This window comes from Massilia varians (assembly GCF_027923905.1).
In the GTDB taxonomy this organism is placed as follows: Bacteria; Pseudomonadota; Gammaproteobacteria; order Burkholderiales; family Burkholderiaceae_D; genus Telluria; species Telluria varians_B.
Window position 1 is genome coordinate 2,777,072 of record NZ_AP026966.1, and the last position, 17,744, is coordinate 2,794,815.

Consider the following 17,744-nt stretch of genomic DNA (forward strand, 5'->3'; position numbering starts at 1 on the left):
GCAAAGAGAGTCCATGAATTTCTCCACGCATCACGGCGCCCTGCTGGCCGGCCTGCTGGCCTGCCTGCCAATTTTGGCAGCGGCGCAGGCGAGCGCGGCCACACAGCGTTTCAACTTCACGAACCAGCCTGTGCCCGGCGCCATCCAGGTCCAGTGGAGCGAGCGCAGCGGAGCGCCGCTGTACCAGCCCAGCCTTGGTTACGGCTTCGTCGAGCGCACCGGCGCCTTGCCCGCGCGCGTCGTGCACACCGGCGCCATCCGCAGCGAGGGCAAGGGCTTCGTGATCGAGGAGCCGGCCTTCGAGGCGGAGAAGGGCTTCGAGAAGGACCATTACAACAACTTCGGCATGGCGTTTCGCATCAAGGCGGCGCCGGGCGCCTACGCCATCCGCGTCAGGACCAGTTCGAAGGCCGAGGACACCACCGTGTCCGTGACCGGCATGCAGGCCAGCCGCCTGGCGCCGGGCGTGTTCTGGGATGCGGCCGGCCTGCTGCCGAATACGACGAGCGCCGGCTGGCAGGGCAGGGAATGGTCCTTCCGCTACGTCAATGGGCGCGGTTTCATCGATATCGAGATCGAACCGAAGCGTGCCGGCACGCCGGTCGGCATCGAGGAAATCGTGCTGACGCCGATCGCGCCCGAGGCGCGCGCGAGCAGGCTGCCGACCATCTATACGCTGGGCGACTCCACCGTCAAATCCTACACGTTCGATGAGGCGCCGATGAGCGGCTGGGGCCAGGTGTTCGATCGGCTGTTCGACCCGCGCAAGCGACGGGTGCTGAATTATGCGATGGGCGGACGGTCGTTTCGCAACGCTTATGCGGAAGGGCGGCTCAACGACCTGCTGCTGGACGGCCGCGTCGGCGACGTCGTGATGATCCAGTTCGGCCACAACGACGAAAGCCTGGACGAGGCGCGGCGCTTCGGACGCGGATCGACCGAGGCGATGTATGAGAGCTTGATTACCGAGTTCTACCTGCCAGCGATCCGCGCGCGCGGCATGCTGCCGGTCTTTGTCACGCCGATGTCGCGCGTGAACGGCAATGCGCGGCCCGGCGATGTGTTCGTCAACTCCTTCAGCAAGCGCCGCTTTCCGGAACTGATGAAAAAGCTCGGCGCGGCGCATGGCGTCACGGTCGTGGACCTGAACGCGCTCAGCATCGATTACTACAACCGGGTGGGCGCGCAAGCGCTCATCCCGATGGTGATGGCGATCGAAGCCGGCGAGACGCCCGGCAAGACCAACGACGGCAGCTACGCCAATGGCCACCCGGCGAACAAGATCGACGGCACCCATTTCCGCGAATCGCTCGCCAAGCAGTACGCGCGCATGGTGGCGAGCGAATTGGCGCGGCTGGCAGGGCGGGGCGACCGGATCGCCGCCGACATCGCCGCCGGTCTGCGCAGCGAAGTGCGGGCGGCCATCGACGCCGACGACTGGGCGCCGGTCCATCCTGAAACCGCACGCGACATCGTGGCCGGCGCGGATGCGTACTACCGCGACCAGATCGAGAAGCTGCTGCAACTGCGGGCCCTGCGCAAGGATGCGCAAGGCGACTTCCATCCGCAGCGGGTCATGCAGACCCGCGAGTTCGCCGCGGCGCTCGCCATGCTCATGCGCCTGCCCGCGGGCAGCCTGTCGCAGTACGCCGACGGCCCGCTCTCGCGCGAACTGATGGGCGTGATCCTGCTCGACGCCTACCGCAGCCGTTTCGCCGCCCGGCCGGCCTACATGACCGACTACAACGGCAAGACCGTGCTGCCGGGTACGCCGGGCTACGACCCCAACCTCGACAGCGGCGCACAAGGCGCCATGTACTACCCGCTGGTCGGCTGGGCGCGCCTGCGCGATACCGGCGAGGTCTCGGCGCAGCATGCCGCCCGCCTGCAGGAGGCCTACGAACTGGGCCTGATTCGCGCGGAGGCGGGGATCGAGCGTGGCCGCATGGTCAATGGCAGCCTGCTGGAGCCGAAAGCCCCGGTGAGCCGTGCCAAGGCGGCCAAGGCCTTGTACTTCATGTGGGTGCTGGCGCAGCCGCCGAAAGCGGAGAACGATACCCAGGTTTGATATTGATGAATCTCAATAGATAGTGCATAATACGCGCACTCGGGAGGTTAGCTCAGGGGTAGAGCACTGCATTCACACTGCAGGGGTCGCAAGTTCGAAACTTGCACTTCCCACCAGAATTTGAAAAGGCCGGCAACGCGCAAACGTTGCCGGCCTTTTTGCGTTGGCGCTGTCATCCTTAGCTATGGATGAGCGCGGAACTGCCGAGCTGTTCGCTGGTCGAACGCCTGTCGCCACAGACGGAATCGACCATGCGCGCACCCTATTTCAAGAAGTGGTTTGCCAAGCTCCCTGCGCTGAACCTGCCCCAGCGCCTGCAGACGCTGGCCGCTCTGCATCCCGCCGCCGGTATGGATCAGGTGGTCGCCCTCATTGGCCAGATCGGTGCGACGGGGCGGCGCTGCCCCAACTGCAGCTGTGAACGCTACTACCGGCACGGACAAGCGAACGGCCTGCAGCGCTACCGCTGCCGCACGTGCGGCCGCACCTATAACGACCTGAGCGGTACACCGCTGGCGCGGTTGCGGCTGCGAGATAAGTGGCTGGATTACCTGGCAAGCGTGCTCGACTCGAAGTCAGTACGCGTCGCCGCCAGCGAGGCCGGGGTGCACCGCAATACTGCCTTTCGCTGGCGTCACCGCTTCCTGCAGGGCCCTAGACAGGACCAGCCGCAGCGCCTGGGAGGCATTGCCGAGGTGGACGAAATGTTTATGTTGGAGTCGCAAAAAGGCGCGCGCAAGCTGAGCCGCCCAGCTCGCCGGCGCGGCGGCCGCGCAGGCAAGCGCGGCATCTCTCGCGAACTGGACTGTATTTTGGTTGCGCGCGACCGCAGTGGCCAGACCGTCGATGCGGTGGTCGGCCGTGGCGCGCTGACAGTGGTGCAGTTGGAGCGCCACTTGCTGCCCCGGCTTGACCGGCAAGTGCTCCTGGTCAGCGACGCGCACGCCGCCTATCGCAGCTTCGCCCGCAAGCATGACATTGCGCACGAGGCGGTGAACCTGCGTGCCGGGGTGCGGGTACGCCGCGGCCTTGCCGCCGCCATCCATGTTCAACATGTGAACGCCTACCATCAGCGCTTCCGGCAATGGTTGAGCCGCTTCCGCGGCGTCGCTTCGCGCTACTTGCCGAATTACCTAGGATGGCGCCGAGCGCTCGATGGTGGACGGGTCACGACGGTGGAGCAGTTACTGCGCATCGCGATCGGACACATCCATAGCCAACGATGACAGCGCCTTTGCGTTTCGAGACCCGGAGCGACGGGCGCATTGCGCGCCCGTTTCCAGTGCTAGACCCTGGCCGTCACTTGCCCTTCGCGCAGCCAGCTGAACAGCACCGCCATCATGAAGGGCCCCACGAATAGCCCGATCACGCCCAGCGTCGACACGCCGCCCAGCAGGCCGAACAGCACTGCCAGGAAAGGCAGGTTGACGCGGTGGCCGATCAGTTTCGGGCGGATGAATTTATCCACCATGAACAGCTCCACCGCGCCCCAGGTAAACAGGCCCAGCGCGGCGCCCGCGTTGCCCTGGCCGAGCAGCAGCAGCGAGACCATGGTGAACGACAGCGGCGCGCCGCCCGGAATCAGCGCCAGGTAGCCGGTGATCACGCCCAGCATCGCCGGGGCCGGCGCGCCGGCCACGTAATAGGCGGCGCCGAGCACGATCCCCTCGAGCAGCGCGATCGAGCACAGGCCGAGGGCGGTGCCGCGCACTGACAGCGGCAGGATGCGGCGCAGGTTGTCGTAATGCTCGGGCAGCAGGCGCTTGCCGGCGCCATCCACGTAGCGCACCACGGCCGGACCGTGCAGGTAGAGGATGAACAGGGTCAGCAGGGTCAGGAACAGGTACAGGGCGTTGGCGAGGATCACCGAGCCCCAGAAGCGCGCCGCGCCGGTCAGGTGCGGCATGACGTCGCCCAGGGTGGTCTGGATCAGCGCGTTCAGGCCGCCCGGCACCGCCAGGTGCTCGCTCCACCATGCCAGGACGCGTTCGGCCACCACCGGAATGTTCGCCAGCCAGGCCGGCGCCGGGACCCCGACTTCGTTGAGTTCGGCCAGCAGGCGCTGCAGGCCGACCAGTTCGTTACCGAGCGCCTTGAACAGGAGCAGCGAGGGGCCGACGAAGCAGAGCACTAGCAGTGCCAGCAGGATGCTGGCGCTGGCCATGCGCGGCAGTCCGCGCGCCTGCAGGCGTTCATGCAGGGGCCAGGTGATGACCGCCAGCAGGCCGGCCCAGGCCAGCGAACCGAGGAAGTGCTGCAGCAGCAGCGCCAATGCGATGGTGAACAGCACCGGCAGCACGAGTGTCGAGTAGCGCATCCTGGCCTGAATCCCTTGTTATGTTGTGTTAAGTTCAGGCGCGCTGGAGCGCGGCAATGCGCTCCTCGCACGACGGGTGGCTGCTGAACAGCGACATCACACCGCCGCCGGCGATGCCCGAGGCAGCCATGTTTTTCGGCAGCGCGCCGGCGCCGATGCCGCCCAGGCGGGCCAGCGCATCGATCATCGGACGCGGCGTGCCCATGATCTGCGCGGCGCCGCGGTCGGCGCGGTATTCGCGCTGGCGCGAGAACCAGGCCACGATGATACTGGCCAGGATACCGAACAGGATATCGCAGACGATGGCGGTGATGGTGTACGCGATGCCGGGGCTGCTGCTTTCCTCGTCCTTGCGCAGCAGGCTGTCCACCGCATAGGCGACCACGCGCGCCAGGAAGATCACGAAGGTGTTGACCACACCCTGGATCAGGGTGAGCGTGACCATGTCGCCATTGGCGATGTGCGCCACCTCGTGCGCCAGCACGGCCTCGACTTCGTCCTGCGTCATGGATGCCAGCAGCCCGGTGGACACCGCCACCAGCGACGCATTCTTGGTGGCGCCGGTGGCGAAGGCGTTCGGCTCGCCCTCGTAGACCGCGACCTCCGGCATGGCGATGCCGGCGCGCTGGGCCTGGGCCGCGACGGTGGCCATCAGCCAGGCTTCGGTGGCGTTCGCGGGCTGACCGATGACGCGCGCGCCGGTCGACCACTTGGCCATGGGTTTGCTGATCAGGAGCGAGATGAAGGCGCCGCCGAAGCCCATCAGGCCGGCGAAGACGAGCAGGGCGCCGAGGTTCAGGCCGTTAGCGGTGAGGAAGCGGTTGACGTCCAGCAGGCTGGCGGAAATGCCCAGCACCAGCATGATGGCGAGGTTGGTGGCGATGAGTAGTACGGTGCGTTTCATGGTTCCGGTGTGCGTTGATCGATAGCGGCAGGACGGTCTGGCGACCGGTCCTGCTCAGCCATAAGGATAACGCACCCGGCAGCTGTGGGAAAAGCGAAGAAATCGGAAGTTTTACTTCATAAATACGGAAGTGGCCCTCCTGGGCGCATGTCCGGCCCCCGGCGGGAGGGCTCAACCGTGCAGGTCTTCGTCCTTGAGGGTGCCGTTGACGTACAGGCGCAGCAGGATCGAGACCGGCGGCGGAATCTCGACACCGGTCTCGAAGCGGCTGCCGCTGGACTGGGTGACGCCGAAGCGGCTCCAGAATTTTTCCTGGCTTTCGCGCTTGCGGATGCGCAGCCGGCGCAGCTCGTGCGGGGCGGCCGGCCAAGGCCCGTTCTGGGCCGCCGGTTCGGTTGCCAGGTCTATTCCGACGGTGTCCACACCGAATTCCTCACCCATCTTGCCAGCCATTGATTGTCCCTTTCGTTCGCCCATGTCGATCTCACCTGCGACCGAGATGGGCCGCATCAAAGACTTGATCGTAGCCGGAAAGATAGTGGCCAAGGCTCACGAAAAATCACGACCATGCACTTTTCGTAAACGGTGGCGCAAACTCGGGTATGATCCAGAAGTTGCTTCCTGTCATCATTATTGAGATGCCTATCCGCCCGGCGATGAATAACAAGACCGGCCCCGCCAGCGCGATCGCGAGCCTGTTCGCCGCACGCGCCGTGAACCTCGTCAACGCGGGCCTGATCGTGCTCGACGCCAGCCAGGACATCGTTCTCTGGAACGGCTGGATGGTTCCGCGCTCCGGCTATGCGGCCGCGCGCGTGCGCGGCAGCTGCCTGTTCGACGTGTTCCCGGAACTGCGCGGCTCGCGGGTCGAGTCGGCGGTGCTGGCGGCCCTCACCGAGGAGATCGCGACCACGATCCCGGCCGCGAGCGCGCGCGCGCCGTTCCCGCTGCGCGAGGCGGGCAGCTTCGATGGGGCGCGCATCGAGCAGGCGGTGAGCGTGACCCCCTTCAGCGAAGGCGGCGAGCGTTTCTGCCTGATCGAGATCCGCGACGTCAGCGGCGCCGCGGACCGCGAGCGGCGCCTGCTCGACCACGCGGAATCGCTGCGCGCCCGTTCCTACGTCGACGGCCTGACCGGCATCGCCAACCGCCGCCATTTCGACGTCGCCCTCGATCGCGAGCTGCGCCGCGCCCAGCGCAACGGCGGCGCGCTGTCGCTGCTGTTGATGGACATCGATTCCTTCAAGGCCTACAACGACCACTTCGGCCACCAGGAAGGCGATACCTGCCTCACCACGGTGGCGCAGGCGCTGGCCGCCATGTGCAAGCGCCCGGCCGACGTCGCCGCCCGCTACGGCGGCGAGGAGTTCGCGGCGATCCTGCCCGACACCACGGCCGAGCAGGCGCGCGCCCATGCGAACGCGATCCGCGAACACGTGGCCTCGCTGGGCTTGCCGCATGCGCCGGCGGCGCTGCGTCCCCACGTCACCCTGAGCATCGGGGTGGCCGCCATCGAGCACGGGCGCCCGCTCGAGCCGGCCCAGCTGATCGAGGCGGCCGACAAGGCCTTGTACGCCGCCAAGCGGGGCGGACGCGACCGGGTGGTGGTCGACGGCGACGTCGCGGCTGCGGCCTGAGGCCGCTCTGGCCCTGTCACATCGCCGGCTACGAAAGAGGGCGGGACTGCTCCCGCCCGACCTGTCAGAGTCGATAGCGCCGGGGCTTGCCGGCCTCGTGTACACTCGAATCGACAGGATTGCGCCGTGCACCATGCGGACATGAAGGGATTTTGACTTGGCTCCTATGCTGACCGGCCAGCACCAACCAACGCTGGTGCTTCTTTCGATTCTGGTGGCGATCTTTGCCTCGTATACCGCCCTGAGCCTGGCGATGCGGGTCAAGCAGTCGCAAGGCCATGCGCCGCATGCCTGGATGCCGGGCGGCGCCTTCGCCATGGGCAGCGGCATCTGGGCCATGCACTTCATCGGCATGCTGGCCTTCCGCCTGCCGATGCCGCTCGCCTACGATCCCCTGATCACCTTCGTCTCCTGGCTGCTGCCGGTGATCGTGTCCGGACTGGCGCTGTGGCAGCTGCGCCACCGCGAGCTGGCCGGGCGTCACCTGGCCTGGGGCGCGGTTCTGATGGGCCTGGGCATCAACGCCATGCACTATACGGGCATGGCCGGCATGCGCATGGACCCGGCCATCCGCTACGATCCCTGGCTGTTCGCCGCCTCGGTGGCGATCGCCATCGGCGCCTCCGCCGGCGCGCTGTGGATCGGTTTCCGCCTCAACGAGAACGTTACGCGTCCGCGCCTGCTGCAACTGGGGGCCGCCATCGTCATGGGCGGCGCCATCGCGGGCATGCACTACACCGGCATGGCTGCCGCCCACTTCGACGCGAACAGCATCTGCCGCGCCGCCGACAACGGGGTCAACCAGGACCACCTGGCGATCCTGGTGGCGGTGGCCAGCTTCGCCGTGCTCAGCATCGCGCTGCTGGCCGCGATCTTCGACACCCGCCTGGAGTCGCGCAACCGCACCCTGGCCGCCTCGCAGGAAGCGGCCGCCGAGCGCCAGGAGCTCTACCTGCGCGAGCAGAAGGCGCGGGTCGAGGCCGAGCAGCTGAGCCAGCTGAAGGACGAGTTCCTGGCCACGCTGTCGCACGAACTGCGCACGCCGCTCAATGCGATGCTGGGCTGGTCGCAGCTGCTGCTGCAGGGCTACCGCGACGAGGCGATGCTGCGCCGCGGCCTGGAAACCATCGAGCGCAATGCGCGCGGTCAATCCCAGTTGATCGAGGACATGCTCGACATGAGCCGCCTGATCGCCGGCAAGATCAGGGTCGAGGCCAAGGCCGTGGCGCCGGCCGAATTCGTCCATGCCGCACTCGAGACCGCGCGCCCGGCGGCGCTCGCCAAGCAGATCCAGCTGGTAGCCGCGGTCGACTACGACGCCGGACCGGTGCTGGGCGACGTCGGTCGCATGCAGCAGGTGATGCTGAACCTGGTGTCGAACGCGATCAAGTTCACCGATCCGGGCGGCCGGGTCGCCGTGAGCGTGCGGCGCGAAGGCGACGCGGTGGCGATCGACGTGGCCGACTCCGGCATCGGCATCGACCCCGACTTCCTTCCCTATGTGTTCGACCGCTTCCGCCAGGCCGATTCCTCGTCCGCGCGGCGCCACGGCGGCCTCGGACTGGGCCTGTCGATCGCGCGCCAACTGGTGGAACTGCAGGGCGGCGCCATCACGGTGGCGAGCGGCGGGGCAGGCTGCGGCGCCACGTTCACCGTACACCTGCCGATCCACCGGGACGTGGCCGTGGCCGTGGCCGAGCCTGCCGCGGCGCCGTCCGCCGCTGCGGCCAGCCAGCCGCCCGGACCGGCGGACGGCAGCCTCGCCGGGCTGACCCTGCTGGTGGTCGACGACGAACCCGATTCGCTGGAACTGGTGCAGCAGGTGCTGTCCGGGACCGGCGCGCGGATCGTGACCGCCACCGGCGCGCTGGAGGCGCTGCGCATGGCGGGGCGCCACCGCCCCGATCTCCTGATCAGCGACATCGGCATGCCCGGGATGGACGGCTTCGAGCTGATCCGGCGCCTCCGCGCCGAGCCCGACAAGACGGTGGCGGCGGTCCCGGCGCTCGCGCTCAGCGCCTTTTCGCGCCGCGAAGACCAGCAGCGCGCGCTGGAGGCGGGCTTCGACGAATACCTTGCCAAGCCCTTGCCGCCTGCGCTGCTGGTGCAGACGGTGGTCGGGATGGCGGAGCGCAGCGCCCTGGGACGCCCGGCCTGAGCGGCTCGTCGCAGCGATCAGTGTGCAAGCTCGTGGTTTTTTGACTGAAACAAAATAATTATTCCATTTTCATGACTTTACTTTGATTCCGACTAGCAATCTGGTGATAATGTCATGTCTGCGGCTTCGGGCAGGAGCGGAAGCGGCAAGAGGCGAGAGTCGGTTCACGGGTCGGGCATACGGTCTACCGGCCGGATGGCAAGCACGCAAGGCATACGGTGCAGCGGCAAACACAAGACGCGGAACCAAACTATTTTTTGATTGGAGAACAAGTAGTGAGTCTTTTCAGAACCAAAAATCTTGACACGATGGTCGCGGCGACGCAGAAGCCGGGCGGCCTCAAGAAAGTGCTGGGTCCGTTCGACCTGGTGCTGATGGGCATCGGCGCCATCGTCGGCACCGGCATCTTCGTCCTGACCGGCACCGGCGCCGTCACCGCCGGCCCGGCCCTCACGCTCTCCTTCATCATCGCCGCCATCGCCTGCGGCTTCGCCGCGCTTTGCTATGCCGAATTCGCTTCGAGCGTGCCGGTGGCCGGCTCGATCTATACCTACAGCTATTTCACCCTGGGCGAACTGGTTGCCTGGATGATCGGCTGGGACCTGCTGCTCGAATACGGCCTCGCCACCTCGGCGGTCGCGGTGGGCTGGTCGGGCTACTTCCAGTCCCTGCTCAAGGGGATCGGCATCGTGCTGCCGGAAGCGCTGCGCGCGGCCCCGGGCGCCCAGCCGGGCGTGAACACCCTGTTCAACCTGCCGGCCTTCCTGATCATGATGTGCCTGACCTTCCTGCTGTCGCTCGGCGTGCGCGAGTCGGCGCGCCTGAACAACATCATGGTGATCATCAAGACCGGCGTCGTGATCCTGTTCATCGTGGTCGGCGTCAGCTACGTCAAGCCGGACAACTGGCAGCCCTTCATGCCTTTCGGCGCGGGCAGCGTCCTGAGCGCCGCGGCGCTGGTGTTCTTCGCCTTCATCGGCTTCGACGCCGTGACCTCGGCGGCCGAGGAAGTCAAGAATCCGGCACGCGACCTGCCGATCGGCATCATCGGTTCGCTGGCCGTGTGCACCGTGCTGTACGTGGCCGTGGCGGCGATCATGACCGGCATCGTGCCCTACATGCAGTTCGAAGGCGTCGACCACCCGGTGTCGCTGGCACTGCAGGTGGCGGGCCAGGACTGGGTCGCCGGCTTCGTCGACCTGGCCGCGATCCTGGGCATGAGCACCGTGATCCTGGTGATGGCCTACGGCCAGACCCGCATCCTGTTCGCCATGTCGCGCGACGGCCTGCTGCCGGCCAAGCTGTCGGAAGTGCATCCGAAGTACGGCACTCCGTACTTCGGCACCTGGATGGTGGGCATCATCTTCGGCCTGATCGCCGCGCTGGTGCCGCTCGGCGTGCTGGCCGAGCTGGTCAACATCGGCACCCTGGCCGCGTTCTCGCTGGTCTCGGTGGCCGTGATCATCCTGCGCAAGAAGCGTCCGGACCTGCCGCGCGCCTTCCGCTGCCCGGGCGTGCCGGTCATCCCGGCGCTGGCCATCATCTTCTGCCTGGTCCTGATGTCCTTCCTGAGCTGGCACACCTGGGTCGCCTTCGGCATCTGGATCGCCATCGGCCTGGCCGTGTATTTCCTGTACGCGCGTCAGCGCTCGCTGCTGAACAAGCAGTAAGCCCGCGCTAGCACGACCACCAAGCGCCCGGTCCACGCGAGTGGCCGGGCGCTTTCCATTCCGGCGGGCGCCGGCCCTCCGTGGTAAGCTTGCCCGCGAGTGCCACTTACGGAGAATGCTTCATGAGCGCCATCGTGCTCGGCAAGGGCGACGCCCTCCTGATCGTCGACCTGCAGAACGACTTCCTGCCCGGCGGCGCGCTGGCGGTGCCGCGCGGCGACCTCGTCATCGCCCCGATCAACGCGCTGATCGACCTGTACCATGACCGCGGCCTGCCCATCTACGCCTCGCGCGACTGGCATCCAGACGACCATTGCTCGTTCACCGCCCAGGGCGGGCCCTGGCCGCCGCATTGCGTGGCGGCGACCGAGGGCGCCCTGTTCAGCGAAGCCCTGCATCTGCCCGAGGAGGCGATCGTCGTCTCCAAGGCCCTCACGGCGGCCGAGGATGCCTATTCCGCATTCAACGGCACCGGCCTGGCGCGCAGCATGCTCGCCGACGGCATCACGCGACTGGCGGTATGCGGCCTGGCCACCGACTACTGCGTGCTCAATACGGTGCTGGACGGGATCGAGGCCGGCTTCGAGGTGCTGCTGGTCGCCGAGGCCACCCGCGCGGTCGAAGTGGCCCCGGGCGATGGCGACCGTGCCATCGCGCGCATGCTGTCCAGGGGCGCGGTCCCGGTGCGGCTGTCGGCCGGCCAACTGGTGGCCGACGTCGAACTCGGCGCCCGCCTCTAGGCAGGCCCTGGGCGGCTTGGCCGCTATGCGCGCCAGCGCACGGTGCGGCCCCGGCAAAGGCCGTAGCCTGCCGGTTCCTGCCCGCCACCCGGCGGGCCCAACAGCAAGGGGAATCGAATGGCAACGGTCGGCGACTTCCTGCTCGAACGCCTGCGGCAATGGGGCGTGCGGCGCATCTTTGGCTATCCCGGCGACGGCATCAACGGCATCATGGCCGCCTTCGGGCGCCAGGACGCCCTCGAGTTCATCCAGACAAGACACGAGGAGATGGCGGCCTTCATGGCCTGCGGCCACGCGAAGTTCACCGGCGAAGTCGGCGTCTGCCTGGCCACCTCGGGACCGGGCGCGATCCACCTGCTCAACGGCCTGTACGACGCCAAGCTCGATCACCAGCCGGTGGTGGCCATCGTCGGCCAGCAGAAGCGCGCGGCGCTCGGCGCGAATTACCAGCAGGAAGTCGACCTCGTCAGCCTGTTCAAGGACGTGGCCGGCGAGTACGTGCAGATGGCGACGTCGAGCGGGCAGGTGCGCCACCTGGTCGACCGGGCGGTGCGCATCGCCCTCAGCGAGCGCTGCGTCACCTGCGTCATCCTGCCGAACGACTTGCAGGAGGAAGACGCGGTGCCCAACCCGCCGCGCGAGCACGGCTACACCTTCAGCGGGATCGGCGCGGGCAGCCGCGCCCTGGTGCCGCCGGACGAGGCCCTGGGCGCAGCGGCCGCGATCCTGAACGCCGGCGGCAAAGTCGCCATCCTGGCCGGCGCCGGCGCGCACGGCGCCCACGACGAACTGGCCGAGGTGGCCGAGCTGCTGGGCGCCGGGGTGGCCAAGGCGCTGCTGGGCAAGGCCGTGCTGGCGGACGATCTGCCCTTTGTCACCGGCTCGGTCGGCATCCTCGGCACCCGGGCCAGCAACGCCATGCTGCAGGATTGCGACACGCTCCTGATGGTGGGTTCGAGCTTTCCATACGCCGAATTCCTGCCGCCGGAAGGGCAGGCGCGCGGCGTCCAGGTCGATATCGACGGCCGCATGCTGGGCCTGCGCTATCCGATGGAGGCCAACCTGATGGGCGACGCCAGGGCCACGCTGCGGGCCCTGATTCCTCACCTCGAACGCAAGGTCGAGCGCGGGTGGCGCCGCAAGATCGAAGCGGACATCGTGGAAAGCCGGCGCCAGCTGGCGGAGAAGGCGCGCGAGCCGGCCAGGCCGGTCAATCCGCAGCGCGTGTTCACCGAACTGTCGCCGCGCCTGCCGGAAGGCGCGATCCTGGCGGGCGATTCCGGCTCGGTGGCGGCCTGGTATGCGCTGCATCTGGCGCTGCGCCCGGGGATGCTGGCGTCGCTATCCGGCACGCTCGCGACCATGGGCTCGGCCGTGCCTTATGCGCTGGCGGCGAAGATGGCCCACCCGGAACGCCCGGTGATCGCGCTGGCCGGCGACGGCGCCATGCAGATGAACGGCATCAACGGCCTGGTCTCGGTCGCCTGGCACTGGCAGCAGCGGCGCTGGCCGAACGCGGCCTTCGTGGTGCTGGTGCTGAACAACCGCGACCTGAACTTCGTTACCTGGGAGCAGCGCGGCATGCAGGGCGAACCGAAGTTCCAGCCCGCGCAGCTGCTGCCCGACTTCTCCTACGCCGAATACGCGCGCATGCTGGGACTGGCGGGCGAGCGCATCGACGACCCGGAGGCGCTGGGCCCGGCCTGGGAGCGGGCCTTGGGGAGCGACCGGCCCTTCGTGCTGGAAGCGGTGGTGGACCCGAACATCCCGCCGCTGCCACCGCAGACGGTCGAGCAGCAACGCGCGCAATATGAGGAGGCGATCGGAAAGGGCGACAGCGAGGCGGCGGATGTGCGGCGCGGCGCCGCTGCACAGTCAGATTCGTGAGAATTTGACAATATGTGGCCTGTCCCAGTTTTGTATTTTTGTAATCCCTTTCTTACATACTCACAGCGCCGCTACCGATTCTGTGTACATGGCCCAGGCCGGATAATGTTGCAATCGTCCCAAGAGACCAACAATACCATCCGAGACCATGAATTCGATGCTGTTTGCAAGCGCCACCAACGTCGCGGTACCCCGCGTTCCCGCCACCCGGGAACGCTCGAAGTCGCTGTATTTTTCGCTGTACCAGGATCCGCAGTCGCATCTGGACGAGGCGCGCGCCTATGTCGCCGACCAGGTCGCCGCCGTGCAGGCGCTGCCGGCCGACCTGCCGCCGGATCTCGCCGCGCTGCCGGCCTGGGTCGAGGAGCGTACCGACGCGGTCGGCGCCCAGTACCGCGAGTACCTGGCCGCGCGCAAGAACGGCGCGCCGCGCCGCTACTTCACCTGCCGCGCCCACGCCCTGTACTTCATCAAGGCGGTAGCCCCCACCAAGCTGGTCGACGGGGCCTGGCTCTACGGCCTGCTCAAGCACTGGGACAACCCGGCCTACCACGAGCTGATCAAGACCTACCTCGAAGAGCTGGGCGAGGGCGCGCCGAGCAAGAACCACGTGACCATCTACCGCAAGCTGCTGGCCACCCAAGGCTGCGAAGGCTGGGAACACCTGGATGAGGAGCACTTCGTGCAGGGCGCGATCCAGCTCGCGCTCGGTCACAACACCGAGCACTTTCTGCCTGAAGTCATCGGCTACAACCTCGGCTACGAGCAGCTGCCGCTGCACCTGCTCATCACGTCGTACGAGCTGAACGAGTTCGGCATCGACCCGTACTACTTCACGCTGCACGTGACCGTCGACAATGCCGCCAGCGGCCATGCGCAGAAAGCGGTGCAGGCCCTGGCGAACCTGATGCCGCGCGTGGGCGACCGCGAGGCCTTCTACCGCCGCGTGCTCGACGGCTACCGCCTGAACGACATCGGCTCCAGCACCACCACCTGCATCGCCGAGTTCGACCTGCAGGCCGAACTGGTGAACATCCTCGCCGCCAAGAGCGGCGTCGGCAAGAACATGCACTCGGATTACTGCCGCGTTGCCGGCCGCTCGGTCAACGACTGGCTGGCGCAGCCTTCGCAGATCCCGGACTTCCTCGCGGCGCTGGAAAAGGCCGGCTGGATCAAGCGCGGCGAAGATGTCGAGCACAGCCGCTTCTGGCGCCTGGTGCACGGCGAGAAGGCCGAGATGTTCGGCGTCTTCAACGCCTACGAGCAGCAGGTGCTGCGCGACTGGATCATGTCGGCCCCCGGCGGCGGGCGCGCCGAGGGACCGCGCCTGCTCACCTGGCGCGCGCGCCAGCGCACGCTGGACAACCTGGGCGAGCACGCCGACCGCAGCGGGCACTTCCCGGAACGCGGCCTGATCCGCCGCCATCCACGCCTGGAAGCGCCGGACAACGAACTGCGGCTGCTCGAGGAGAAAGTGGCGGCAGCGGCCGGCAAGCAAGAGGCGATGGAGCTGCTCGGCGGCCTGATGTCGCCCGAGGCGCACCACACCGCGGCCGGCCTGATGGCCACCCGCATGTACACGCGGCTGTTCGACGCCTGACTTCGCCGACACCGGAATACCCGCGCCGGCCATCGCCGGCGCGCTCGATAATTATTACAAGGATCTATTCGTGCAAATCCTGGAACAGCGCTTCCTGCGTGGACCCAACGTCCATGCCGACTCTCCCTGCCTGCTGAGCGTGATCGACCTGCAGGAGCTGTATGGCATCTCCTCGAAAGACATCCCCGGATTCAACGACGCCCTGCTGGAGGCCTTGCCTTCGCTTGCCGGACAGCGCCTGCCGACCGGCCAGCGCGGCGGCTTCGCCCAGCGCCTGCGCGAAGGCACCTATCTGGGCCGCGTGATCGAGCAAGTGACGCTCGAGCTGCAGACGCTGGCGGCAGGTGAGGCGACGTCGCCGGCCAGCTACGGGCGCACCCGCCCGGTCGCCGGCCGTCCTGGCGTATTCCGCATCGTCTGCGCCTACCAGTCCGAAAAGCTGGTGCAGCCCGCTTTCCAGCTGGCGGTGGACCTGGTCACCGCCCTCGGCAACGGTGAGGACTTCGGCCTGGCCCCGCGCCTGGAGGAGCTGGGTTCGATCGCGGCGCGCCACGCCATCGGCACCAGCACCGCGGCGGTGCTGGCTGCGGCGCACGAGCGCGGCATACCGACCCAGCGCATCACCGAGGACGCCAACCTGTTCCTGCTGGGCTGGGGCGTGAAACAGAAGCGCCTGCAGGCCACCACCACCGGTGACACCAGCTTCATCGCCGTGAAGATCGCCAGCGACAAGCAGCTCACCAAGACCCTGCTTATGGAAGCGGGGGTGCCGGTGCCCGAGGGTTCGGTCGTCACCACCGTGGAGGCCGCGCAGCGTGCGGCGGCGCGCATGAACGCTCCGGTGACGCTCAAGCCGCTCGACGGCAACCAGGGCAAGGGCGTCACGGTCGACTGCCGCGACGACGCCCAGGTGGCGCGCGCCTTCGAGTTCGCGCGCCAGTATGGCCGCCGCATCATCGTCGAGCGCTTCGTCGAAGGGCGCGACTACCGGGTGCTGGTCGCCGGCGGCCAGGTCGCCGCAGCGTCGATGCGGCGCCCGGCCCACGTGGTGGGCGACGGCCTGGCCACGGTGCGCGAACTGGTCGAGCGCGAGAACGAGAACCCGGCGCGGGGCGCCGGCCACACCAATATCCTGACCAGGATCGCGCTCGACGCCCATGCGGCCGACATTCTGCGCAAGCAGGGCTTCGACTTCGACAGCGTGGTCCCTTGCGGCGTGACGGCCGAGCTGCGCGGCAACGCCAACCTGTCCACCGGCGGCACCGCCGAGGACGTAACCAGCCTGCTGCCGGAGTCGACCCGCCTGCTGTGCGTGCGGGCCGCCGCCAAGATCGGCCTGGACGTGGCCGGCATCGACATCGTCTGCCGCGACATCGCGCTGCCGCTCGAGGCCCAGCGCGGCGCCGTTATCGAGGTCAACGCGGCGCCCGGCATCCGCATGCACCAGTACCCGAGCGCGGGCGAGCCGCGCGACGCCGGCGACGCCATCGTGCAGGGCCTGATGGGCGAGTCGGACGGACGCATTCCCTTGATCGCGGTGACCGGCACCAACGGCAAGACCACCACCACGCTCCTGATCGCGCACACCGTGCGCCTGGCCGGCAAGGTGACCGGCGTGACCACCACCGAAGGCGTGTTCATCGACGGCAAGCAGGTGGCCAAGGGCGACTGCACCGGCTACTGGTCGGCGCGCACCGTGCTCGGCTCGCCCGACGTCGAGGTGGCGGTGCTGGAGACGGCGCGCGGCGGCATCCTCAAGCGCGGCCTGGCCTTCGACCGCTGCGACGTCGGCGTGGTGCTGAACATCGCGGCCGACCACCTGGGCCTGGATGGCGTGGATACCGTGGAAGACCTGGCGCAGGTGAAAGCCGTGGTGGCGACGTCAAGCTCGCGCGCCGTGGTGCTCAATGCCGAAGACCCGCTGTGCGTGGCCATGGGCCGCCGCGCCAAGCCGGAAGCCGAGATCGTCTACTTCTCGATGGACCCGGAGAACCCGGTGTTCCTGCAGCACCTGGAGGACGGCGGCCGCGGCGTCTACCTGCAGGACAACGCGGTGGTGGTCGCGGACGGCAACCTGCACCAGGAACTGCTGCGGGTCGAAAGCATGCCGGTCGCCTTCGGCGGGCGCGCGCGCTTCAATATCGCCAACAGCCTGGCGGCGGCGGCGGCCCTGATGGCTTCCGGCTTTACCAACCTGCAGATCGCCACCGGCCTGTCCACTTTTGTGTCGAACGGTCGCACCAATCCGCTGCGCACCAATATATTCGACATCCGCGGCGTGACGGTGATCGTCGACTATGCGCACAACCCGGCCGCCTACAAGGCGATGGCCGAGATGGCGCGCGCCCTGCTGCCGGGACAGCTGGTCGGCATCGTCACCGCCCCGGGCGACCGCCGCGACGAGGACCTGCGCGAGGTCGGCCGCGTGTGCGGCGCGCGCTTCGACGAACTGGTGGTGTACGAATCCCAGAGCCGCGGGCGCGCGGTGGGCGAGGCGGTGGACCTGATCCTCGACGGCGCGGAAGAGGCCGCCGGAATGAGCGATACCCTGCACCGGGTGATCGAGGTCGGCGAGGCGATCCGCCACGGCCTGAGCCTGTGCCGTCCCGGCGACGTGCTGGTGTTCGCCTGTGGCTCCTCGCTGCAGGTGTTCGTGGATGCCTTGCGGGTCAACGACCCGGACAGTGCGGACCAGGTGGCGGCGCAGGTCTGAAGCCGGCGCCAAAGAAAAAACGGCCTGCGGGCCGCTTTTTTTTCGGTTGT

General features: G+C 67.8%; 12 protein-coding genes and 1 tRNA gene. 10 read left to right on the forward strand and 3 right to left on the reverse strand.

Annotated features, from left to right (window positions below):
* Positions 1-13 precede the first annotated feature (13 nt).
* The 3 genes from MasN3_RS12590 (at position 14) to MasN3_RS12600 (ending at position 3,294) form a co-directional block, all read left to right on the forward strand.
* Complete coding sequence (locus MasN3_RS12590) at positions 14-2,068, forward strand: GDSL-type esterase/lipase family protein (protein WP_281914432.1); 2,055 nt, start codon at positions 14-16, stop codon at positions 2,066-2,068.
* 41 nt (positions 2,069-2,109) lie between these two features.
* Positions 2,110-2,184: transfer RNA gene (locus MasN3_RS12595), tRNA-Val, on the forward strand.
* 135 nt (positions 2,185-2,319) lie between these two features.
* A complete protein-coding gene (locus tag MasN3_RS12600; RefSeq protein ID WP_281914498.1) occupies positions 2,320-3,294 on the forward strand; it encodes an IS1595 family transposase in 975 nt (324 codons plus the stop codon).
* 59 nt (positions 3,295-3,353) lie between these two features.
* On the opposite strand, the gene MasN3_RS12605 is transcribed toward MasN3_RS12600, so the two are convergent.
* The 3 genes from MasN3_RS12605 to MasN3_RS12615 form a co-directional block, all read right to left on the reverse strand.
* Positions 3,354-4,385, reverse strand: a complete 1,032-nt coding sequence (locus MasN3_RS12605; RefSeq protein ID WP_281914433.1) for an AI-2E family transporter — start codon at positions 4,383-4,385, stop codon at positions 3,354-3,356.
* Between the two features lie 34 nt (positions 4,386-4,419).
* Positions 4,420-5,289 carry a protease HtpX gene (htpX, locus tag MasN3_RS12610; RefSeq protein ID WP_281914434.1) on the reverse strand — a complete coding sequence of 290 codons (870 nt, stop codon included), beginning with the start codon at positions 5,287-5,289 and terminating at the stop codon, positions 4,420-4,422.
* Positions 5,290-5,460: 171 nt separating this feature from the next.
* Positions 5,461-5,742: a helix-turn-helix domain-containing protein gene (locus tag MasN3_RS12615; RefSeq protein WP_281914639.1), complete on the reverse strand. Its 282-nt coding sequence runs from the start codon at positions 5,740-5,742 to the stop codon at positions 5,461-5,463.
* Positions 5,743-5,927: 185 nt separating this feature from the next.
* On the opposite strand from MasN3_RS12615, the gene MasN3_RS12620 reads away from it, so the two are divergent.
* The 7 genes from MasN3_RS12620 (at position 5,928) to cphA (ending at position 17,694) form a co-directional block, all read left to right on the forward strand.
* A complete protein-coding gene (locus MasN3_RS12620) occupies positions 5,928-6,926 on the forward strand; it encodes a GGDEF domain-containing protein (RefSeq protein WP_281914435.1) in 999 nt (332 codons plus the stop codon).
* Between the two features lie 166 nt (positions 6,927-7,092).
* Positions 7,093-9,084, forward strand: coding sequence for an MHYT domain-containing protein (locus MasN3_RS12625; protein ID WP_441905964.1), 1,992 nt, complete (start codon positions 7,093-7,095; stop codon positions 9,082-9,084).
* Between the two features lie 275 nt (positions 9,085-9,359).
* Complete coding sequence (locus MasN3_RS12630) at positions 9,360-10,754, forward strand: amino acid permease (RefSeq protein WP_281914437.1); 1,395 nt, start codon at positions 9,360-9,362, stop codon at positions 10,752-10,754.
* 122 nt (positions 10,755-10,876) lie between these two features.
* Complete coding sequence (locus tag MasN3_RS12635) at positions 10,877-11,494, forward strand: isochorismatase family protein (protein ID WP_281907480.1); 618 nt, start codon at positions 10,877-10,879, stop codon at positions 11,492-11,494.
* A gap of 117 nt (positions 11,495-11,611) precedes the next feature.
* Positions 11,612-13,381 (forward strand): thiamine pyrophosphate-requiring protein, encoded by a 1,770-nt coding sequence (locus tag MasN3_RS12640; protein WP_281907481.1) that lies wholly within the window; start codon positions 11,612-11,614, stop codon positions 13,379-13,381.
* 157 nt (positions 13,382-13,538) lie between these two features.
* On the forward strand, positions 13,539-14,981 hold the full coding sequence (locus MasN3_RS12645) for an iron-containing redox enzyme family protein (RefSeq protein ID WP_281907482.1): 1,443 nt from the start codon (positions 13,539-13,541) through the stop codon (positions 14,979-14,981).
* Positions 14,982-15,051: 70 nt separating this feature from the next.
* Positions 15,052-17,694 carry a cyanophycin synthetase gene (gene cphA / locus MasN3_RS12650; RefSeq protein ID WP_281907483.1) on the forward strand — a complete coding sequence of 881 codons (2,643 nt, stop codon included), beginning with the start codon at positions 15,052-15,054 and terminating at the stop codon, positions 17,692-17,694.
* Positions 17,695-17,744: the final 50 nt, after the last annotated feature.